The organism is Marinomonas atlantica, assembly GCF_001639725.1.
In the GTDB taxonomy this organism is placed as follows: domain Bacteria; phylum Pseudomonadota; class Gammaproteobacteria; order Pseudomonadales; family Marinomonadaceae; genus Marinomonas; species Marinomonas atlantica.
In genome coordinates this window covers 91,624-115,290 of sequence record NZ_LTAW01000003.1, presented here as the reverse complement: position 1 = coordinate 115,290, position 23,667 = coordinate 91,624, and the positions used below count along the sequence as shown (strand labels likewise).

The window sequence follows — 23,667 nt, the reverse complement described above, 5'->3', positions numbered from 1 at the left end:
AGAATGTTAGGGGAAATACATGTCAAAACAAACTATTTACTACACGTTGACAGATGAAGCACCGGCGCTAGCAACAGCTTCTCTTCTGCCAATTTTTCGTTCTTTCGCGAAAGAAGCAGATATCGAGCTAGAACTAACAGATATTTCTTTAGCAGCTCGTATTTTAGCGGCCTTTTCTGATCGCTTACCAGAAGATCAACGAGTAGAAGACGGTTTAGCGTTTTTAGGTGAATTAACTGCTGAACCAACAGCCAACTTCATCAAACTACCAAACATTTCAGCCTCTATTCCTCAGCTAAACGCAGCTATCAAAGAGCTGCAAGAGCAAGGCTATGACATTCCTAGCTACCCTGAGAAAGCCGTATCTGAAGACGATAAAGCCGTACAAGCACGTTATGCTAAACTACTTGGCAGTGCGGTAAACCCAGTTTTGCGTCAAGGCAACTCTGACCGTCGTGCACCAGCAGCGGTAAAAGCCTTTGCTCGCAAGCACCCTCATTCTATGGGCGCATGGAAAAAAACGTCTCAAACGCACGCTGACTACATGCGTGATGGTGATTTTTTCTCTTCTGAGCAATCTGTGACAATGGATAAAGCTCAAGATGTACGCATTGAGTTCGTTGATCAATCAGGCAATGTTGAGCTTAAGAAGACACTACCTCTTATTGAAGGCGAAGTGCTTGATGGCATGCGCATGAGCGCAAGCAAGCTACGTGAGTTCTTCGAAGAGTCGCTTCAAGAAGCAAAAGAAGCTGGTATCATGTGGTCACTTCACGTCAAAGCAACCATGATGAAAATCTCGCACCCAATCGTGTTTGGGCATGCAGTGACTGTTTTCTATAAAGAAGTGTGGGATAAATACGGCGATGTATTCAACAAAATCGGCGTCAACCCAAACAACGGTCTTGGCAGTGTTTATGATAAAATTAAAACACTTCCACAATCTCAACAAGATGACATTCTTCAAGCCATCCATGACTGCCATGAACACCGCCCAGAAATTGCAATGGTTGATTCCGTACGCGGAATAACCAACCTACACGTTCCTTCTGATGTCATCGTTGATGCTTCCATGCCGGCTATGATCCGTAATTCTGGCAAGATGTGGGGCCGCGATGGCAAGCCAAAAGACACTAAGGCTGTAATGCCTGAGTCGACTTACGCTCGTATTTATCAAGAAGTAATTAATTTCTGTAAAACAAATGGCGCATTCGATCCAACCACTATGGGCACTGTTCCGAACGTTGGCCTGATGGCTCAAAAAGCAGAAGAATATGGCTCTCATGACAAAACATTCGAAGCGTCACAAGATGGCTTAATGCGCGTTGTCGATGCGGAAGGTAACGTCCTAATGCAACATGATGTTGAAAAAGGCGATATCTGGCGTGCCTGTCAAACAAAAGATGCTGCGATTAAAGACTGGGTTAAATTAGGCGTTACACGTGCCCGCAATTCCGATACGCCAGCGATATTCTGGTTGGACGAAGAACGCGCCCATGACAATGAGCTACGCAAAAAAGTGGCTTTGTATCTTCAGGATCACGATTTAGAAGGCTTAGATATTCGCATAATGTCTTACAACGAAGCCATTCGTTTCTCAATGGAACGTATTATTCGTGGTGAAGACACTATTTCAGTAACTGGTAACGTTTTGCGTGATTACCTAACTGACTTATTCCCTATTATGGAATTGGGTACCTCTGCGAAAATGCTGTCTATCGTACCAATGCTAAACGGCGGCGGCATGTACGAAACTGGTGCAGGTGGTTCTGCTCCGAAACACGTACAACAACTTCAAGAAGAAAATTACCTACGCTGGGACTCTCTTGGTGAATTTCTAGCAACTGCAGTATCGTTTGAAGAGCTTGGTATTAAGCAAGGCAACGATAAAGCAAAAGTGCTAGCTAAATGCCTAGATAAAGCTACAGGCAAACTTCTAGACAACAATAAGTCTCCTTCTCGTAAAATTGGTGATATTGATAACCGCGGCAGCCACTTCTATCTTGCAATGTACTGGGCTCAAGAGCTTGCAGGGCAAACAGAAGATACTCAGATTGCAGCTAAATTCGCACCTCTTGCTAAAACATTGACCGATAACGAGACGAAAATTGTTGAAGAATTGGCGGCAGTGCAAGGCAAGCCAGCTGACTTAGATGGTTACTACCATATGGATCTAGAGCAGCTATGGAAAGTAATGCGCCCAAGCGCAACGTTTAACGCTGCACTGGCATCACTGTAGTTCACTTTTCTCTAACCACTTACACGCTGTAAGCTGAGTAAGTGGTTAGCAAAAGTTAAACAAAAAAAGGGAGCTAATTAAGCTCCCTTTTTATTTTATTCTACTATCAATTAACAACTGCAATAGAACCAAAACTGGGCTCTGAGTGCGCATTGTTTAATGCATGCGTTGAGTGAGGCATATACACTAGATTACCCACACCTTGCTCAGCTGGCGTTATATTCCCCATCCAAGCAACTTTACGCTCATCACGTGGCGAGATACCTAAATGCTTACGGTAACATCGACTAAAATGAGGCGTTGAAATAAACCCACACGCAGCAGAAATCTCAACGATCGACATGCTAGACTGCTTAAGTAGTTGTCGCGCTCGATCTAGGCGCAAACGTAAATAATAGCGTGAAGGTGAACAATCCAAATATTTATGGAACATACGCTCTAGTTGACGACGTGACACGTCAACAAACGCAGCCAATTCATCAAGATCAATCGGCTCTTCTAAATTGTTTTCCATCAGCTCAATCACATCTACCAATTTAGGCTTGCATCCACCTTTATTAAGCTGACGTAAAGGCACGCGCTGCTGATCAAATTCACTACGAATACGGTCGCAAATAAACATATCTGAAACAGCGCCAGATAATTTCGCACCATGCTCTCTAGCAATGATAGTCAAAAACATGTCCAAGGGAGCGTTTCCTCCCGTAGCAGTAACACGATTTTCATCCATCGAGAAAAGACGATTATTACAGCGAACTTTAGGGAAGCTTTCTTGCAAAGCTGTCATACACTCCCAGTGAACACTACAATTAAATCCATCCAATAAACCTGCATGTGCAAGCACGTACGCTCCTGTACATATACCACCTAACGTAATTCCTTTACGCGATCTTTGTTGCAACCAGCTCACTTGCTTAGTAGTAAAACCGCGAGTGATGTCTAAGCCACCGGCAACAATAACCATATCCAGCTCTGGACATTCAGCGATTGATGTATCCGCTGATAAACTTAAACCATCGCTGGCGACAACAGGTTCACCAGTTTCTGAAATCATATGCCAGTTGTACAGCTCCTCACCGTACAGCTGATTGGCCATACGCAATGGCTCAAGAGCTGAAGCCAATGCAATCATAGTAAAATTATCTAGTAACAAGAAACCAACTCGCGTTACTTTCTTCTTGCTAGTCGTTGATGTAGGGGAAGATGAGACCATGGATGTGCCCTCTTATACGTGATATATAGCGTAAGCAATTAACAGGCCAGTATTGCTATAAAACACCATTTTTATTATGACGGACCGACAGAAACTGCTGGGTAAACGTCTCTTCACTTTCTGTTCATTAGATGGCTATTTTAAGCCCTAAAACAGAACCCGTATAATAATTGACCCGAGCCTTATAAATATCACAAAAACGACAAAATAAAAAACATACAACACAAAAAACGACATGAGCTAATACCACTTAAGAGGTAGAACAAGTCTTTTTTAATGCAGGTGAATTTTAACTATAGACTAATTCAGCCATCTTTGGCTTTATTTGATACCAAATAAAGCCACCTTTTATCATTTAAAGAGGCAATAGCCATGTTATCACTAAGCTTACTGCCACAAGTCTGACACACGACCTGTTTTATCAAAGCGGTGACGAACTTGAGCCTGCAGAAGTTCGGCTGTAGCAATCGCATCCGTCATCGCACTGTGCATATGATACCTAGGCAAACCATAACGTAAACGGCTATCAACTAAACGAATAGAAACCAGTTTTCTGCCAAACAGTCGCTTTAATTTAGTGCGCCAACCATCTCGATAAAGCATGGCCTCAAAATGCATGGTATCGAACATAGGAAACCAAAGCTCTTCCCCTAATACACCTTCAACCGCTCGATTCAAAAATTCTCGTTCAATATACTGGTAATGAACAACAACGATTTTACCTTCAAGAGCCTTTAGTACTTGTTCTAGTACTTCTGAGATACGAGGGGCTGTTGAAACTTCACTATGAGTAATTCCATGAATTACAATCGAGTCATCGTTCAATTTACATCTTGGGCGAACAACCCAATGCTTTGCTTCAGCCACCTTAATGCGCTTTAAATTAAAAGGCACCAAGCCAATACTGACTATTTCATCTGTTTTAGGATCAAGTCCTGTGGTTTCAAAATCTAACGCAACAAACTCGGCCTGATTTAATGTGAGGTCTTCAGAAAAATTTTGAGAGGCATAAAAGCTTTTCAGAAGTTTTGAATTAGCATCTTCAGCTTCCTGTCGAAGAAACTCGTGCCAAGAAAATGCGTCACTTACACGAGCCATATTTCTTAAACTCACGAAAACGGATAGCGGTATTTGAGGAAGCGCTGACTATTGCTCAGCACGTTAAAAGCTTCTTTTAGATTACGCCTTTCAATATCAGACAAGGTATCAGGCTCTATATTGTTATCAACCTCAGATTCATTCTCAACATCTTCAACTTGGTGTCGAATTCGAACCATTGCTAAGTACTCAAGGGCATATTTTAACTCTTGACCACGCTTATCGGGCAAGATTCCAGACTTTATGACATCATCAAGACGATCTATTGAATTTCGTGACGTTGAACCAACCGCCAATGCATGTACCCTGATAAGGTCAACTAAAGGTGCCGTCCCTCGACGCTTCAAGTTAATAGTGCGACGATGTTCACCATCTTGCTCCATTACAAACTCTTTGAAGAAACCCAGCGGGGGCGTACGGAGCAAAGCATTTCTCGACAAGCTAGCAAGAAACTTAGGCGTGTGTTTTGCTCGATTAACTATGAAACGATACAGCTCATCAGCCCATTCTGTTTTGCCCCACACACCTTCGAGATCAAAAAATACAGAGCTATTCAGTAATGCGGCTGGGTTAGGCACATCAATCCAATCAGCAAAACACTCACGCCACTCACTGATCGTTTTTCGCCAGCGCGAATTGGTTGCCATAATACGACCAGTGCAGTAGGGATAACCACATCTATCCAACCCCTCTGAGACAAACTCAGTTAAGGCCTCAAAATACTCATTATGCTGACGGTGGTTATAATCGTTAGACAAGATTAAGGCATTATCTTGATCCGTGATTAACAGCTGCTCATCTCGTGCCATAGAACCTAATGCCAAAAAGCAATAAGGTATTGGTGGTGGTCCGAGCTTCTCTTCTGCAAGTTCAAGTAGTCGCTGCTTAAAACTACGGCCGATAACCGACATTGCGCTACCAATCATTTGAGCACTAGATTCCTGCCTCACCATGCGAACAAAGCAAGACGGGACGTCTTTAGACACTTGAACCAACTCTTCAATAGAATGCTGCCGATGAATCAAACCAACAATATACAGACTATTTTTAGATTCATATCGAACAATATCTGAAATTGCAATCACACCAATTGGGACATTATTTTCAACGATAGGCAAATGATGAAGATTAAAGCGCAACATCATTAACATTGCTTCAAAAACAAACGTATCTTTATCTAATGTTTTAGGTGTTAGTGTCATCACTGAAGAAACAGCACTGTCGAGATCGACCCCCTGTGAAACAACACGGGTTCTCAAATCTCGGTCGGTTAGTATGCCAACCAAATGCTTAAAGCTGTCACCAAAGTCTTCTACTGGGGCTATTTCATCATAAATCAGCAGTGACGAAACGGATTCATCGGTCATCACCAACGCTGCTTGGCGAATACTGGCATCGGATGAAATCATAATAGGAGGACGAGCAATCAACGTAGACACTTTTACACTTGAAAGGTCATTCTCTTCACGTTTCTGCTGTATTTCTTTGTTCATCTTACGCTTGTCATCTACTTCAACAAAGTAAGCAAACTCATCGTAATTATCACACAATTCGTTAAAAAGGGTCTCAGGAACAAAATAAATTAACGAATCTTCAAGCGCTCGGGAAGGTAGACGAATACGATTATTCATCAACAAACCAAGTTGGCCAAATACATCACCGACACTTAAACGGTTGTAAAGAACACCATTACGACGATAAATTTCCACAGATCCACTGCGAATAAAACATAAATCATGAATCTCTTCGCCGAATTTATAGACATCAGCACCTTGACGGTAGTAACTAATCTCCAAAGAGGAAGCCACTAGATTCAATGTTTTTTCAGGTAAGAATGAAAAAGGAGGATAGCGCCCTAAGAATTCAGCTATCTCTATTTGCTCAGCTTCCATAGGGCGCCCTTAATACTAGTAATTAGTATTCGAATACAACATCAGATTTCGCTACTGTACAACATGAAAGCACATAACCAGCCGCTACATCTTCATCCATAATACCGCCATTGGACTCCATGTGCGTTTCACCTTCTTTAATTAATACCTTACAAGTACCGCAAATCCCCATACCACACGCTTTTGGAATGTGTAGGTTAAGTTTCGCTGCGGCGTTGTGCAACGTCTCACCTGGAGCAACCTGAACACTCATAGTCATACCAGAGCTGATCACTTCTACGCGGTGCATATCTGAAGAGTCAAGTGCATCAGCTGCTTCTTGAGCAACTTCTGCGTTTTCGATCGCTTCTTCTTCCACATCAGAAGGTGTCGCACCGAAAGCTTCTTCATGGTAACGAGACATGTCGAAACCTTTTTCTTGAAGCATCTTCTTAATAGCACTCATGTAAGGTGTTGGACCACAACAGAAGATCTCACGATCCATAAAGTCAGGTGCAATCATTTCAAGCTTAACGCCATCTAGATAGCCACGGTATCCATGCCAAGCTTGACCGTTTTCAACACGCTCAACGATAAGGTTAAGGTTGAAGTTATCAACACGAGAAGCCATATGGTCTAGCTCACGTGCGTAAATTAGATCACGAGGAGTACGCGCACTGTGGATGAAGACCATATCTACATCAGCATTCGAGTCAAACCACCAACGTGCCATAGACATAACAGGCGTGATACCAACACCACCAGATAGAAGTAGTACTTTCTCAGCTGGGAAGTCGATACAGTTAAAGTTACCAACTGGGCCGTGTACAGCTAGCTCGTCACCCACTTTCATGTTGTCATGCAACCAGTTAGATACCAAACCACCAGGTGCACGCTTAACAGTAATAGAAAAACTGTAAGGTACAGATGGTGCACTAGAGATGGTGTAAGAGCGCATTACTTGCTTACCGTCGATCTCAAGCTCCAAAGTCACAAATTGACCTGGCTTGAAGAAGAACATAACTGGCTGTTGTGCCATAAAGCAGAAAGTGCGCACATCCCAAGCTTCTTCAATAACCTTTACACAACGTACGTTATGACGGCCATTTACCCAAGTTTGAGTATTTACTGGTGCTAAGTAGTCTGCAGCGGATGCGACTGTTGGAGGAGTTGTCATGGTTATTCTCTCTTGATGGCGTTGACGTTTCACCGATTTGAGCAATTGTCGTTCGAGTGCTAGGATTTCAGTTGACCTTTTGCGACACCAAGTTGCTCATTGAAGCCATGAAAGTAGCCCTAACTATCTGATGTAGCAAGAAGAGTCGATATATGTATGAGAGTATGTCGTAATTAGTCATTTCGCAAACCCTAACTTAGGTGAGGATAGCGTCATTATTATAACGACAAAGGGAATGTAATAAAATATTCCCAATTATGTTGCTCCGACGAGGGAAACAACATCAACTCGGCTTTTGTTATTGAGGATCACTCTAATGAATCAATATGATCTGTTAAACATGCGTTACGCGACTGTTCAAGAAGCTCGCACAGAAATGTCTAAATTGCTTGAGGCTCGCCCAGCAAATTACTCGTTGGATGCACCACTGTACAACGACCCTCACATGTTCCGCGTTGATGTGGAAGAAGTATTCCAAAAGGAATGGCTATTCGTTGGTATGACCAGTGAAATCCCAAACCGTGGTGATTACTTCACAGTAGAAATTGCGCAAAACCCAATCCTTGTCATTCGTGATGCTGACGGTTCTGTAAATGCATTCCACAATACATGTCGCCACCGTGGTTCTCGCGTATGTCTTGAGCACCGCGGCAAAGTAGCAAACCTAGTTTGCCCTTACCACCAGTGGACGTACGACCTGAAAGGTAATCTGCTATTTGCTGGTACAGAGATGCAAGAAGGCTTCGATAAGTCTCAGCATGGTCTGAAGAAAACTCATTGCAAAACAGCTGGCGGTTTCATCTTTATCTCTCTTGGTAAAGAAGAGCCAGAAGGTGACTTTGATGAGTTTCTTGCAACGCTAGAAGAGTACATGGCACCTTACGACGTAGAAAATACGAAGTTAGCAGCTGAGTCCAACATGTATGAAAAAGCTAACTGGAAACTTGTACTTGAGAACAATCGTGAGTGTTACCACTGTGCAGGTAGCCACCCTGAACTATTGAATACAATTCTAGAGTGGGATGATACGAATGACCCTCGTGCACCTCAAGACTTCCTAGACCATTACGCAGAACAGTCTGCTAAATGGGACGCTGAAGGTATTCCACATGAACACAAGAGCTACGGCCCTGGTAAGCGTAACCGCATCGTTCGTATGCCTTTGAAAAAAGGCACTAAAGTAATGACGATTGATGGTGAAGCAGGCTGTAAGAAGATGCTAGGCAACATCAAGAACCCTGAGCTTGGTTCTATGCGTATCCTTCACCTTCCGAACTCTTGGAACCACATGCAGTCTGATCACTTCATCGTGTTCCGCGTGCTACCAATCTCTGCTCAAGAGTCTATGGTGACCACTAAATGGTTCGTACACAAAGACGCAGTAGAAGGCGAAGACTACAACCCTGACCGATTACGTCAAGTTTGGGATGCTACTAACGACCAAGACCGTGTACTTGGTGAGCAAAACCAATTGGGGATTAACTCTGTAGGCTACCAGCCTGGTCCATACTCTGAAACTTACGAATTCGGTGTTATGAACTTCCTAGAATGGTACACAGACACTATTCAAAAGAACCTTAAGAAATAATAAGGTCTTACCCTAAATAAAAAAGCCAGCTTAAAGCTGGCTTTTTTTTGCATTCATACTCTATTTGTAACTAATAAGTACAGTTAATTAAATGACATCTAATGCATTATAACGAGTTTTGCTGTGTTGCACTCCGATACGCCATTGCCAGTCTTCATTAATCGCATGAGATCAATCCACTTTAATATCTTGATATTCTGCACTACGTAGTTTGAATTAGACAAGATACCAATAACTGCTAGAAAATTGGACGCTTTACGGCTCTAATTCTAATTTAGCTCTGTATTAGATAAACCCGCATCAAGCTATATTCAATCCATAAAGACAAAAGAACACCACCATCGAGCCGATGCCAACCATATTCTACAACTTCAAAATTGATATAGCCCTCCTTACCTCATCAAGCGCAATATCTCCAATGAGCAACTAACACATTAATAGAGAGCGTCAATAACGGTATTAATAATCGTTAAGAACAACTTAATTAGCTGCAACTCAAAGATAGCTGTGTATAGGCCTGTTCTGTGCAAACACATGAATAAACACACTTATTAGAGTGAGCTAATTCTTATGACTGCTGGATATTACTTAGCTAACTTAATTATGATGTGGCGACTCAGCTTTAGATAAAAAATAAATACCTCATAAAACACCTAGTCGATCAGACATCAAAAAAGAGGCTGCCTCAAAAAGATTAGCTAAAATCAATAAACTACAAATCTACTTAAAAAAGAGCTACCAAAAATTGAGAGCAAGGTTTGCGCAAGATACTTCATCGGACTTCCAAGCAATGCAGCTCACAAAAAAACCGCACTAACATTTGCTAGTGCGGTTCTTATTTAAAGCTAACTAATTAATAAAATTTAGTTAGTTCAACTCTGAACGTAGACCTTTGTAGACACTCACACACATCAACAGAAGGATTACTGTAAACGGTAGGCCCGTAGTTACAGCACCGGCCTGTAGAGAGCTTAGAGCCTCTGAACCACCACCGAACAACAACACACCAGCGATCAGACCAACCATAGTTGCCCAGAAAATACGCTGTGGCACAGGCGTTTCAACTTTACCACCGGCAGCAATAGAGTCGATTACCAATGAACCTGAGTCAGAAGAAGTAATGAAGAACACCAATACAAGGACAATGGCAACAATCGAAGTCAATGTTTGCAGTGGCAAGTTCTCAAGCATCTGGAACATAGCGCTAGATACATCACCTAGACCACCAGCAAGTTGACCTACGCCACCTTGTACTTGATCAAGTGCTTGTCCACCGAATGCAGACATCCAGATAATCGAAACAACTGTTGGTACAAGCAACACAGCAATCATGAATTCACGAACAGTACGACCTTTCGAAACACGTGCGATGAACATACCTACGAATGGAGACCAGCTAATCCACCAAGCCCAGTAGAACACAGTCCAACCTTCGTAGAATTTATTGTCATCACGACCAATCCAATTACTTAGAGGGAAGATGTATTCCGCGTAAGAAACAGTTGTGCTGAAAATATGACCAAAGAAACCAGTAATCGAGCCAAAGATAGCAACAAACAGTACTAATATGCCCGCTAGCATCATATTGATGTTACTTAGAACTTTAACGCCACCATCAAGACCACGCATTACAGAAACAACTGCAATACTTGTCACAACAATGATGATTCCGATCTGTGTAGAGATATTGTTCTCAATACCAAATAAGAAACTCAAACCACCAGCAGCCTGAGACGCACCTAGACCTAAAGAAGTCGCCAAACCGAAGATCGTTGCGATAACAGCAATGATATCAATACAGTGACCAATAGGACCCCAGCAGCGCTCACCCAATAGAGGGTAGAAAGCTGAACGAATAGTAAGTGGAAGACCTTTATTAAACGAGAAGAACGCTAGCGCTAGTGCAACAACACCGTAAATTGCCCATGGGTGTAGACCCCAGTGGAACATTACCGCGCCCATCGCAGCAGAAGCTGCTTCTGGTGTGTTTGCTTCTACATTTAGAGGCGTACCCCACCAGTCGGTGTAATATGCAACTGGCTCAGCAACACTCCAGAACATCAAGCCAATACCCATACCAGCCGCGAATAACATGGAGAACCAAGACATAGTGGAGAATTCTGGTCGAGCCTCATTACCACCAAGACGAATTTTACCAACAGGCAAAACAATCAATGCCAGACAGAACAACACGAAGATGTTACCGCCAATCATAAACAACCAATCAAACGTCTCGATTGACCAACCACGCGCACCTACCATCCAGTCTTTAGCTTGTGCTGGGAAGATCAAAGCCAAAGCAATAAAGGCAATGATCGCCACAGCACTTGTTGTAAATACTGGGTTATTGACATCCATACCGAGGATCTGGACATTGTCCTGCCCCGCTTTGTAGTCAGACGTATAGTCCGACGACTTTGGACGTTTTTTAGTTTTTTGGTCCATTCTGTTACTCCACCTAGTTTAAGTCAGCAACCGCTCACCTAGACTCGCCAGAAAATCAGTCTAGGTGAACAGTCATTGTTTTGATCCAACACTATAAATCTTTTGACAGGTTAGTACCTATCTTTTCGAGCGCACAATTTTTGCACCGTCTTATGATAGTACGACGACTATTTGCGCATTTGGTGCCTAAAGGCGACAAGCTTAGAGTACATTATGACCAGACACGACAAGCATTGATTTTAGGCATAATTATAAAATTGACGACTCGGACAAGTTCTTTACAAACGCTTTATTTTAAGGCAAACGAACCATTTTAGAGCAGATCGTTTTATTAAAAACGCCCTAAATTAACACCATAAAAACAAGAAGTTATATTCGCGTTTTATAGAAATCAATGCACATTAGCATTCAACTAATACACTTTTAGCAAATATAAGAAAAAGCTTATCTAAAGAAAATTAACGTTCTAATGCCAATAAATCTTTTATAACAATATGAACATCAGGAAGGATAGTTGCACCAGTAGCTTCAAGCTCAATGCAAGCACTTTGTATAACTGATAAATTTTGTGGTGCATCGTTGATCCATAGGTTCAAAGATCCAATCACTTCCTCAAGTGTTTGACAATCTTTAACTGGCGCACCCACCCCAAGCATCTTCTCTTTGAAGTCAACTTCATCAATCAAATCGACAATCATCATAAGAAATAGCCTTAATCATTAAAACTTTTAAAAATATGGTAAGAAATGTAACTTAAAAAAGGGGTGATTAACAGTCGTTAATCACCCCTTCTTCAGAATACAGCCATTCTATCGAATAACTTTCTCTTCGATAAGAAGATCAAAGATAGCTTGCGCTTGTTCTTGCGCAGACTCATTCTTCATTACCTTACCTGAGCCACCTTGTGGTTTTGCGGTAGCCGCTTTAAAACGATCGGCAGCGGTTTTCGCTTTTACAATTTTCAGACGCTTTGGACGCGCTTTAGCAGGAGCCTCACTCCAGTCAACACGAACAGAGTCTTCAACTGTAGAACCATTTTGGCTATCCATCTTAGCACGTAGACCTGGGCCAAACGCACTTTGTCGCGCAGCCTCAGCAGCATTATCGATAGATGCAATAAAAGGAAGCTTAACAGTTACTTGACGACGTTGACCACGAGGAAGTGCAAGTAACACCTGAGCCTCATCACCTTTAATTTCAACGATATCAGCAACCCGCGCGACAATCGGCCAACCTAACTGCTCCGATAGAATGTAAGGCGTCATACCTGATGACTCCCCACTTTCTGCACGAACACCAGTTAAAACAATGTCAGCTTTTTCGCTTTTTAAGTAATCAGCAATAGATACTAAAGCATCGGCACTTTCGTCTTGTTCAAGCACTGTCACTTTTGGAAGCCCCATGCCCGCATATTGACGAAGCACAGGCTCTTGCGAAGAACCGGCATGAACGACATCTAAGTCAGTGCCTGCTAATTTAAGGCCTAACTCGACTGCTCGACTATCTTGATCCGCACGACGAGAGCGACCAGATTGAGGGTGACGACCAACCGAGATTAAAGAAATTACTTTATGCGGCATGACTGTCCTCCTCAGCTTGATCACTTACACTCGTGCTTTTGTGCTCGGCAGTCAGTTTCATTAACTCACCAAGAATCTCTTCACTGTCACCAATAACACTTAGCGCGGCACGTTTTACCATGTCACAACCAGCATCCGTATTGATCGCAACGACTTTGTCTACTTGACCAATGCCTTGCATGTGCTGAATCGCACCAGAGATACCAACTGCGATGTAAACACGTGCCGTTACCCAAGTACCAGTCGCACCCACCTGACGCGAACGAGGCATAAAGCCATCATCGACCGCAACACGGCTTGCACCTTCTGTCGCGCCCAACACTTTCGCAGCATCATGGAACTGATCCCAGTTATGGATACCATTACCAGCCGATAAAATGAACTCAGCTTCAGCCATTGGAATTGCATTTGGATCGACATCCATAAGGCCTTGGTCTTGAATGGTTGGTGCAGTCACTGAAACACCGTCCAACGTAATCGGTGTTGCTTCATGACGCGTCTCGTCAATTGCATCAGCACATTCTTCAAGAAGCATAAGTATTTTTGGTGTTTTGCGCGTAATGTCTAAACTAGCAGAAGCACCACGGCTTACTGTTTGCTCAACATTCACTTGCCATGCTTGTGTCGCTGGACGCTCACCTAAACGAGCCGCTAAACGAGAAGCAAGATCACAACCACCATGAATACTATCAGGGAATAACCATTGCTTGACTGGGTATTGAGCCTCAACTTGAGCCAATGCTTGTACACGGGCTTCAGGTGAGTAACCTTCAAACGCTTCACCATCGATATGCAACAGACGGTCAACGCCAGCTGTATCGAAATGCTCTTCTTTGACCTCACCGAAACACACTGCAACGACGGCACCATTACCGCCGCGCTCTGCAATCAATTTGTGTGCAAGACCTAAAATATCTTTATCGTGACCAGTCAAGCGACCACCCACTAAGTCTGCGACAACCATAATGTAGTATTCAGGGCTATCCACTTTATGTAGAGGTAATTGAACCTCTTGAGCAGCAGATGAACGTTTACCTTTCGGCGCAGATGAGTTGCCTTTCAAACGATCAATACGCTTGATGCCATTCGGCCCAATAAACCCTACTTTATGCGGAAACTTACGGAGCAAACCTGAAGGGCCGCGAACTTCGCCACCCTCCTCTTGGTTTGCGTATTGATCATGTAGTGGGTGCAAGCGGTTACGAATAATCCACTCTGCACGCGGGTCACGACGAATGATGTCACTCATTAGTGAACCTCCTCAGCTAATTGATCCACTAGGATCTCAGAGATGTCTTTTACCACTGGACGAGGCTCAACAACACCTTCAAGCATGGCAGTACATTGCTGACAACCTACTGCTACTAATTCGGCACCCGTTGTGCTCGCATCTTCCATACGCATATCAGCGATACGACGCTCACCTGGAATATCCGTGATCGGAGCGCCGCCGCCGCCGCCACAACAGCGTGAACGGAAACCAGAGCGCTCCATCTCAGCAATTTCGATACCCAATGAACGCAAGAGCTCACGTGGCGCTTCGTACTCACCGTTATAACGACCCAAGTAACAAGGGTCATGATAAGTTACTTTGCCACCCTTGAATGCATCAAGCTTCAAGGCTCCAGACTGAACCAGTTGATTCAAGAATGTAGTATGGTGCAAAACTTCAACACCTTCCAATGCACCCTCTTTATCAAAGTCAGCGTATTCATTACGTAGACAGTGGTAAGCGTGCGGATCAGTTGTCACAATCTTCTTAAACTTGTACTGGCCAAGCGTTGCTAGGTTACGCTGTGCAAGGCTTTGGAAAGTTGCATCATCACCTAAACGACGCGCCACATCTCCACTGTCTCGCTCTTCGTCACCCAGAATAGCAACATCTACGTTGGCATGTTTCATTAACTTAACAAATGCACGAAGAATACGCTGACTACGCATATCAAAGGCACCATCAGACACCCAGAACAATACGTCAGCTTCTTTCTTCTCTTTCATCACTGCTAAGTTTTGGTCAGCTGCCCAGTTGGTACGACTACCTGGAGCATAACCACCTGGGTTATCTGTAGCGATGATATTCTCAAGAACTTCAGAGCCTTTGTTTGGTGTCTCACCTTTTTCCATGGTTAGGAAACGGCGCATATCAACGATCGCATCAACATGCTCAATCATCATCGGACACTCTTCAACACAGGCACGACAAGTAGTACATGACCACAGTGTTTCTTGGCTCACAAGGCCGGCAGTAATGATCTCATTCGGACCACCTTTTGCGTTGCCTACTTCTTTTCCTGGGTAAGGACTACCTGCATAGTTCGCATCCGTTCCACCAGCAAGACCCACAACCATATCTTGAATAAGTTTCTTCGGGTTCAATGGTTGACCCGCAGCAAAGGCAGGACACATTGCCTGACATTTACCACACTGTACACACGCATCAAAACCAAGCAGCTGATTCCATTTGAAATCACTTGGTTTCGAAACACCTAGCACATCACCATCAAGATTTACCGGTTTAAGGCCAGTAGAACGACCGCCACCAAAACGCTCTGAGCGACGATGGAATGCTAAATGAAGTGCACCAGCGAAGGCGTGCTTCATTGGTCCACCCCAGCCCATACCGAACAACAATTCGCCAAGGCCAATAACAATACCAACACTCAATACAGCGATCATTAAGACACTGCCCGAAGCATCTGGCAAAATGCCTGCCGCTGGTAGAGTCAGAATAATGAAAGTAAGCGAGTAGATAATCAAACTTTTCGGCAAGCGCATCCAAGGCCCTTTAGAAAGGCGCTCAGGTGGGTTAAGACGACGTTTGAAAACAAAGAAAGCACCTGTCAGCATAATCAACAATGCACCGATCAACGCCCAAGCAACAATTTGCTGCTCAACATTGAATACATGCACGATCAGCACAAGCACCATAGAAAGAACGAAGCCACCACCCGTTGCAACGTGAGTACGTGACATGTATTTGTCGCGCTCAACAACGTGGTGTAAATCTTTAAGGTAGCGGCCAGGCATCGCTAGCAGACCAGCGATGAGATTGACTTTTTCCGGTTGGCCAGCACGCCATAGACTGACACGGCGTAACGCACCGATAACACCTAAGGCAAGCAGTACAACAATAAGAACAGAAGGTAACCAGTCGATAACCATCTTTCAACCCTCATATAGCAATAAAGAGGCGGCCGCATTGCCGCCTCTTGGGTTCGGTTTTGTTGGTTTAGTTTTGAATGGCTAAACGATTATAGATCTTTACATAGACGAAGAGCATCGTACATTGCAGCGTGAGTATTACGTTGAGATACGCAATCACCTAAACGCCACAAGATCATGCCATCGCCACTTTCAGAAAGTACAGGCTGTGGTTTGATGTCAAACATTGCCTCAACATCAAGCTGACCTTTGTTACGAGACTCTTCTTTCAGCTCGTAGTAAAGCTCTTCGTTTGGACGAGTGCCGTTTTCAATAACTACTTGGTCTACAACACGCTCTTCATGCTGACCTGTGTACTCATTTTCTAGTACTGCTACTAGGTTATCACCTTCACGGTAAACTTTTTCAAGTAGGTAGTCAGATGTCATTACCACTTCTTTCTCGTATAGAGAACGGTAGTAAGTTGGGAACGTTGTACCACCGATACCAACACCAGGTTTGATATCGTCCGTTACGATTTCAACCAATGAACCTTTAGATGCCAGATAGTCAGCCGCTGACAAACCTGAGAATTCACAGATTGTGTCGTAGATTAGAACATTTTTACCTGGCTCAACTTTACCAGTTAGAATATCCCAGCTTGAAACGACAAGACCTTCCTCAACACCCCATGCTGGGTTTTGATCCATGTATGGACGACCACCCGTTGCCATAACACAGACATCAGGTTTCAGATCACGAATCATCTGAGCATCGGCTGTTACACCCGTACGAACATCAACACCGAGGCGATCAAGTTCCATGACCAACCAACGAGTGATACCTGCAATTTGATCACGCTGAGGCGCTTTAGATGCGATCGTAATCTGACCACCTAGCTCATCAGCACGCTCTAATAGCGTAACTTTGTGGCCACGTTCGGCTGCAACACGTGCAGATTCCATACCACCAGGACCACCACCAACAACGACGACGTTGCGAATTGGCCCTTCAGTCTTCTCGATAATATGAGGAAGCCCCATGTACTCACGAGACGTTGCCGCATTTTGGATACATAGCACGTCAAGACCTTGGTACTGACGGTCAATACAGTAGTTTGCACCAACACACTGACGAATTTGGTCAACTTGGTCGTTTTTAATTTTCGCGATCAAGTGTGGGTCAGCGATATGCGCACGCGTCATACCAACAAAGTCAACGTAACCCGCTTCAACGATACGTTTCGCTTGGTTTGGATCTTTTATGTTTTGTGCGTGAATAACAGGAACACTTACTACTTCTTTAATACCAGCTGCCAAATGTAGGAATGGCTCTGGTGGGTAGCTCATGTTTGGAATTACGTTCGCTAATGTGTTGTGTGTATCACAACCAGAACCTACAACGCCAAAGTAGTCAATTAGACCTGTGTCGTCGTAGTACTTAGCAATTTGTTTCATGTCGTCGTGGTTGAGACCATCAGGATGGAACTCGTCACCTGTGATACGCATACCTACAACAAAGTCTGGGCCTACTTCAGCACGAACCGCTTTAGCAACCTCAAGACCAAATTTCATACGACCTTCGAATGAACCACCCCATTCGTCAGTACGTTTATTTACACGAGGAGACCAGAATTGGTCAACCATGTGCTGGTGTACCGCAGACAGCTCCACACCGTCAAGGCCACCCTCTTTCGCACGACGAGCCGCTTGTGCGAAGTCACCGATGACGCGCCAAATTTCTTCTGGCTCGATCGTTTTACAAGTTGCGCGGTGAACGGGCTCACGAATACCAGAAGGCGACATTAGGTTAGGCCAGTTTTCACCGTCCCAACGTGAACGACGTCCCATGTGAGAAATCTGGATCATGATCTTACCGCCGTGCTTGTGCACTGCATCAGCAAGATTTTGGAAATGAGGAATAATACGATCTGTCGATAAATTGACAGAGCTCCACCAGCTTTGTGGGCTGTCAATGGATACAACACTTGATCCACCACAGATACACAAGCCACAACCGCCTTTCGCTTTTTCTTCGTAGTACTTGACATAGCGATCGGTAGTCATACCACCGTCGGTTGCATAAACCTCTGCGTGAGCCGTACTGACAATACGGTTACGAATGGTTAATTTATTGATATTCAGTGGCTGAAACAGCGCATCAAACTGGGACATAGTGGAACCCCGCCTTTTTTAAACGATAGACTGACAATTAATAGTAATAATATTTAAAGCGGTGTTACTTCGAAGTAACCCACATCACAACCTTCTTCGGCTGCACATTGCGTTTGATCTGCTTTAGTACGAACAGAAAGACCTTGCGCTTCCGCGATTTGATCAAGTGCCCCTGCAAACCAACCAGTAAACATGTAATCGATTTTACGATTAACTTTCTTACCGTGAATTTTTTCGTAGTGGTAAACAAAAGCCGAATTTTCTAGACGTACTTTAGCCGTACCTTTTTCAATATCTAGCTCTTCAGTAATGAAGTAGCCCCAACCGCGCTGAGATAAACGCTTTAAATAGTGGTGCCAAACATCAGCACCAGACAGACCGTGACACTCAGCTTCTTGTTCACACCAGAAATAAGCTGATTTGTAGCCAGCCTTGTAAAGAATTTCTGCGTAACGCTCTGCGCCGATTTCATCTTCGATACCCATATGGTTGTTTACAAAGAAGTGACGTGGAACGTAAAGCATTGGCAACGCATCTGTTGTCCATACACCGGTTTCATCATTTACTTCGATTGGCATTTCTGGAGCATGTACACCCATTTCTTACACCTCAACTCTTATTGTAAGCTGGAATCGCATCGCGACCCCTAAAATTCTATTAAAACAAAATTGAAGTCGATGAACTTTGCAGTTATCGACTTCCTTTGATCGCTATAAGCCGTTTTTCGGCATATACGTAAAAAATTTACTCGCCCCAGACTTCAGCAAGTAGGTTTACCCAGTTTTCACCCATAATCTTCAACACTTGAGTTTCCGTAAAACCATGACGAAGAAGCGCTTCCGTTAAGTTAGGGAATTCACCCACTGTACGGATACCTTTCGGATTAATGATCTCACCAAAACGTGTCAGGCGACGAGCATAACCTTTATCATGCGTTAGGTACTCAAAGAAATCTTCGCCATGACCTTGAGTGAAGTCAGTGCCAATACCGATCGCATCTTCACCAACGATGTTGTAAACATATTGAATTGCTTCAACATAGTCATCAATCGTGGCATTAACACCAGCACGTAGGAATGGCGTAAACATTGTTACACCAACAAAACCACCGTTGTCAGCAATAAACTTCAGCTCTTCATCAGAGCGGTTGCGAGGATGCTCTTTAAGACCTGATGGTAGACAGTGAGAGTATGCAACTGGTTTTTTAGACTCAAGAATCACTTCTTTTGCGGTATTAGGGCCAACGTGAGAAAGGTCACATAAAACACCTACGCGGTTCATCTCTGCAACAATTTCGCGGCCAAAGCCAGACAGACCACCATCACGTTCGTAACAACCGGTACCCACTAAGTTTTGCGTGTTGTAACACATCTGTGTAATACCAACCCCAAGGTCTTTCAATATTTGCACATAACCGATTTGATCTTCGTAAGGATGTGCGTTTTGAAAGCCCATCATGACACCAGTTTTACCTTCTGCTTTGGCACGATGAATGTCTTTAGTTGTACGAATTTTCATAAGTAGATCGTTGTTTTCATCGATCATCTTGTTCATGTCAGCGATGTTTTGCACAGCGCCTTCAAAGTTTTCCCAGAACGACATTGTAAAGTTTGCCGCAGTCAGTTTACCTTTGGCCATGTCTTCAAATAACTCGCGATTCCAATTCGCACAAATCAAGCCATCGATCACAATAGCCTTATCATGTAATTCTGCTGCATTCATCGTTCTTTTCCTTCTATATTGAATATAGGATCAAGTGGAAGCTATGTCTTCCGATTGGGTCAGTTTATGACTTACCCTAAAACTATTAGTGGCTGTAAGCGACTTTAGCGGTACCAAAACCGACCTAGACTACGACGCAAGCCAAACAGGAATGGTATAAATAAAGGGCGCATGGCTGCGCCCTTAGAAAGGATAGTAGAAATATACTTAAACGCGATAGGATGACACTAAATCACTTAATTCTGAGGCTTGCTGCTGAACCCTCTTACTCGCCTGATTTGTCTGAGTCGCATTAACACTTGTGGTCGCTGCCTCATCGCGAATCATACGAATACGCCCATCAATTGTTTCCGCTGAAGCCGCTTGCTGCTCCATTGCTGCGGCGATCTCCGTTGCTTTGGCTGACATATTACTAATGGAGTTAGAGATTTTAACAAGTGCGTCAGACGCTTCGTTTGACTTGATAACAGTTTCTTCTGCTTGTTGTTTGCTATTATCCATAACGACGACAGCATCATGTGCACCACTTTGCAACTTAGTTATCATCTGTTGAATTTGCTCAGTTGATTCTTGGGTGCGTTGAGCCAGAGTTCTAACCTCATCAGCCACAACCGCAAAGCCGCGCCCTTGTTCACCCGCTCTTGCCGCCTCAATCGCAGCATTTAAAGCTAACAAGTTTGTTTGGTCAGCAATGTCACGTATAACATCTAGAATACTACCAACATCTGCTGTTTGGCTCTCTAATGCCTGTAAAGCCCGTGCAGCCTCTTGAACGCCTTCGGATAGTTTGGTGATGGACGCTGCATTACCATTAACAATTCCTGACACCTCTCGGGCAAAAGAGTCAGACTCTTTTGCAGCGTTCGCAGTCTCATCTGCACCTTCAGCAACATACCTAATAGTGCCCTGCATTTCCTCGATCGCCCCAGCGATTCCGAGCGTTTCATTTTGCAGTTCCTCCATACCATAACTCGTTCGCTCGGAAGCTACTAACATCTGTCCACCGACGGCAGACAATTCTTGAGATTGCTTCTGAACAGCACCAACAAGTTGGTTTAGGCTCATAATAAAAACATTGAAACTTTTTGATACATCAGCCAGCTCATCATTACCTTTCTCTTCTAAGCGCACAGTAAGATCACGAGCACCTTGGGCGATATCACGCAAAGATTCCTCTAATGTTTTTATGCCAGGCAAGGTTTTGCGCCTTAAATAGAGCAAAGCACAAACAGTTAATACAGCAGAAACTAAGCTACTAATCAGAGCAACCTGCTCCGTATGATCAATATTGTAAATTGATAGTTGAGACATAGCCTCTAAGCGCTGTGAAATATCTTCTGCAACCTCATTTAGTGAGTTAGAAAGCTCGATCGAAGCGTCATCTAACCCCCCATCACCTTTCATAAGTGCATTACCTGCCTCAGTGCCATCATTTATGTACGCCAATGCCATTTTGTAACCAGAGTCGTATAACGCATCTAGCTGAACTGTCAATTCGCTTACCTGATTTGTATATTCTGGAAGATAGCCTTTTAGTTTACCTAGACTCTTCTTGGCGTCTTGAAGGCTTTGTTGCGCTTCAGGCAAAGCATCGTTGCCACGTGTAGCCCCCATGTCCGTTAAAAACTGTTGCACTTGAACCGTGTAGTAACGAGCATCCTTCATAGAAGACATCGCATGAGCTAGCTTAACCTCTTCTCTTATAGAATCTTGATTTTGCTTTAAGCCATACTCCGTGACCACATAGAGCCCACTTAAAATAAAAATCACGCTAACTATTACAATTCCGTAAAGACGGTTGATGGTCATAAAAACCCCTTCGCAAATAAGCTTCAATAGCCGAACTGAACATATTAAAAAATCTAATGCTAAATATAAAAAACTTTAATGTATTTATTTGTCTCCGTCGTTGACTGATTTACAAATCGTTAACGTAGCACCGACGTAGCCTTTCCCTTATAATGGTATCTCCCTGAAAACCATGTTCGAGGCGTTAACTCAATGCAATTAACCAGCTTAAATGCGATTTCTCCGATCGACGGGCGTTATGGCTCAAAAACCAATGCTTTGCGTCGCTCTGTAAGCGAATACGGCTTACTACGTATGCGTGTAATCGTAGAAGTTCGTTGGCTACAAGCACTTGCTGCTCATTCTGAAATTGTGGAAGTGCCAGCGCTAAGCGCTGAAGCAAACGCTATCCTTGACGATTTAGCGGCTAACTTTTCTGAAGCCGATGCTCAATCCATCAAAGATATCGAGAAAACGACTAACCACGATGTTAAAGCGGTTGAGTATTTCATTAAAGATAAGATTGCAGATAACGCCGAGCTGGCTGCTGTTTCTGAATTCGTTCACTTTGCATGTACTTCTGAAGACATCAACAACTTGTCACATGCATTGATGCTAAACGAAGCATTGGCTGAAGCTATCCTTCCTGAGATGAAGTCGGTGCTTTCTTCTATTGAAGCGCTTGCGATCGAACATGCAGATCAATCTATCCTGTCCCGCACACACGGCCAAACAGCTTCGCCAAGCACTGTTGGTAAAGAAATGGCAAACGTTGCTGCTCGTCTTCGACGCCAAATCAAGCAAGTAGAAGCAGTTGAATTCCTTGGTAAAATCAACGGTGCCGTAGGTAACTACAATGCTCACCTTTCTGCGTACCCTCAAGTAGACTGGCAAGCACACGCGGAAAAATTTGTAACGTCCCTAGGTTTAACGTGGAACCCATACACGACTCAAATCGAGCCGCACGATTACATTGCTGAGCTATACGATGCGATCTGTCGCTTCAATACAATCTTGATCGACTTCGATCGTGACGTTTGGGGTTATATTTCTCTTGGCTACTTCAAGCAAAAAACCATCGCTGGCGAAATTGGCTCTTCTACTATGCCTCATAAAGTTAACCCTATCGACTTTGAAAACTCGGAGGGCAACCTAGGTATTGCGAATGCCATCATGGGCCACCTAAGTGCTAAACTGCCTATCTCTCGCTGGCAGCGCGACCTAACAGACTCAACTGTTCTCCGTAATCTTGGTGTTGGTTTAGGCCACAGTCTTATTGCTTACCAAGCTTCTTTAAAAGGTATCAACAAGCTTGAAATCAATGCAGCGCGTCTTGATGAAGATCTTAATTCGTCTTGGGAAGTGTTAGCAGAGCCTATTCAAACAGTTATGCGTCGTTTCGGTATTGAAGCACCTTACGAGAAACTAAAAGAACTTACTCGTGGTCGTACAATCAACCAAGAAATCATGCAAGAGTTCGTTGATAAGCTTGAGCTACCAGAGCAAGCGAAAGAAGAGCTAAAAGCCCTAACACCTTCAAACTACATTGGTAATGCTGTTGCTCAGGCGAAAGCTATCCGCGACTAATCTCGGCCAATAACTGTTTTTCTTATATACAAAGAGCCGCTCAC

Annotated in this window: 16 protein-coding genes; 3 read left to right on the top strand and 13 right to left on the bottom strand. The window is 43.7% G+C overall.

Going from position 1 to position 23,667, the window contains the following annotated elements; translation table 11 throughout:
- The first annotated feature begins 19 nt into the window (after positions 1–19).
- Positions 20–2,239 carry an NADP-dependent isocitrate dehydrogenase gene (locus tag AYW75_RS05650; RefSeq protein WP_067096683.1) on the top strand — a complete coding sequence of 740 codons (2,220 nt, stop codon included), beginning with the start codon at positions 20–22 and terminating at the stop codon, positions 2,237–2,239.
- Positions 2,240–2,345: 106 nt separating this feature from the next.
- Here the strand turns inward: AYW75_RS05650 and gbdR are convergent, their stop codons facing one another.
- The 4 genes from gbdR to AYW75_RS05630 form a co-directional block, all read right to left on the bottom strand.
- The gene (gbdR, locus tag AYW75_RS05645) at positions 2,346–3,452 is read right to left on the bottom strand and encodes a choline metabolism transcriptional regulator GbdR (protein ID WP_067096680.1); all 1,107 of its coding nucleotides are present in this window, start codon (positions 3,450–3,452) and stop codon (positions 2,346–2,348) included.
- Positions 3,453–3,839: 387 nt separating this feature from the next.
- Entirely contained in the window at positions 3,840–4,550 is a 711-nt protein-coding gene (locus tag AYW75_RS05640) for a 3'-5' exonuclease (protein WP_067096677.1), read from the bottom strand.
- An 11-nt stretch (positions 4,551–4,561) separates the two neighbouring features.
- Positions 4,562–6,442, bottom strand: a complete 1,881-nt coding sequence (locus AYW75_RS05635; RefSeq protein WP_067096673.1) for a DUF294 nucleotidyltransferase-like domain-containing protein — start codon at positions 6,440–6,442, stop codon at positions 4,562–4,564.
- 22 nt (positions 6,443–6,464) lie between these two features.
- Positions 6,465–7,598, bottom strand: coding sequence for a hybrid-cluster NAD(P)-dependent oxidoreductase (locus AYW75_RS05630; RefSeq protein ID WP_067096670.1), 1,134 nt, complete (start codon positions 7,596–7,598; stop codon positions 6,465–6,467).
- A 316-nt stretch (positions 7,599–7,914) separates the two neighbouring features.
- On the opposite strand from AYW75_RS05630, the gene AYW75_RS05625 reads away from it, so the two are divergent.
- Positions 7,915–9,186: an aromatic ring-hydroxylating oxygenase subunit alpha gene (locus AYW75_RS05625; RefSeq protein ID WP_067096667.1), complete on the top strand. Its 1,272-nt coding sequence runs from the start codon at positions 7,915–7,917 to the stop codon at positions 9,184–9,186.
- An 867-nt stretch (positions 9,187–10,053) separates the two neighbouring features.
- On the opposite strand, the gene AYW75_RS05620 is transcribed toward AYW75_RS05625, so the two are convergent.
- The 9 genes from AYW75_RS05620 to AYW75_RS05580 form a co-directional block, all read right to left on the bottom strand.
- Positions 10,054–11,631, bottom strand: coding sequence for a BCCT family transporter (locus AYW75_RS05620; RefSeq protein ID WP_067096664.1), 1,578 nt, complete (start codon positions 11,629–11,631; stop codon positions 10,054–10,056).
- A 458-nt stretch (positions 11,632–12,089) separates the two neighbouring features.
- Positions 12,090–12,332, bottom strand: coding sequence for a hypothetical protein (locus AYW75_RS05615; RefSeq protein ID WP_067096662.1), 243 nt, complete (start codon positions 12,330–12,332; stop codon positions 12,090–12,092).
- A 108-nt stretch (positions 12,333–12,440) separates the two neighbouring features.
- Positions 12,441–13,211 (bottom strand): electron transfer flavoprotein subunit beta, encoded by a 771-nt coding sequence (etfB, locus tag AYW75_RS05610; RefSeq protein ID WP_067096659.1) that lies wholly within the window; start codon positions 13,209–13,211, stop codon positions 12,441–12,443.
- A complete protein-coding gene (etfA, locus tag AYW75_RS05605; RefSeq protein WP_067096656.1) occupies positions 13,201–14,460 on the bottom strand; it encodes an electron transfer flavoprotein subunit alpha in 1,260 nt (419 codons plus the stop codon). Before etfA ends, etfB begins: the two co-directional genes overlap by 11 nt.
- Positions 14,460–16,373: a (Fe-S)-binding protein gene (locus AYW75_RS05600; protein ID WP_067096653.1), complete on the bottom strand. Its 1,914-nt coding sequence runs from the start codon at positions 16,371–16,373 to the stop codon at positions 14,460–14,462. The genes etfA and AYW75_RS05600 overlap by 1 nt, the downstream gene beginning before the upstream one ends.
- Before the next feature lie 89 nt (positions 16,374–16,462).
- Complete coding sequence (dgcA, locus tag AYW75_RS05595) at positions 16,463–18,526, bottom strand: dimethylglycine demethylation protein DgcA (protein WP_067096650.1); 2,064 nt, start codon at positions 18,524–18,526, stop codon at positions 16,463–16,465.
- 53 nt (positions 18,527–18,579) lie between these two features.
- A complete protein-coding gene (locus tag AYW75_RS05590) occupies positions 18,580–19,125 on the bottom strand; it encodes a DUF5943 domain-containing protein (protein WP_067096646.1) in 546 nt (181 codons plus the stop codon).
- A gap of 145 nt (positions 19,126–19,270) precedes the next feature.
- Complete coding sequence (locus AYW75_RS05585; protein WP_067096641.1) at positions 19,271–20,248, bottom strand: dipeptidase; 978 nt, start codon at positions 20,246–20,248, stop codon at positions 19,271–19,273.
- A gap of 207 nt (positions 20,249–20,455) precedes the next feature.
- The gene (locus tag AYW75_RS05580; RefSeq protein WP_067096638.1) at positions 20,456–22,057 is read right to left on the bottom strand and encodes a methyl-accepting chemotaxis protein; all 1,602 of its coding nucleotides are present in this window, start codon (positions 22,055–22,057) and stop codon (positions 20,456–20,458) included.
- 192 nt (positions 22,058–22,249) lie between these two features.
- Between AYW75_RS05580 and purB the strand changes: the two genes are divergently transcribed.
- Complete coding sequence (purB, locus tag AYW75_RS05575) at positions 22,250–23,623, top strand: adenylosuccinate lyase (protein ID WP_067096635.1); 1,374 nt, start codon at positions 22,250–22,252, stop codon at positions 23,621–23,623.
- Positions 23,624–23,667: the final 44 nt, after the last annotated feature.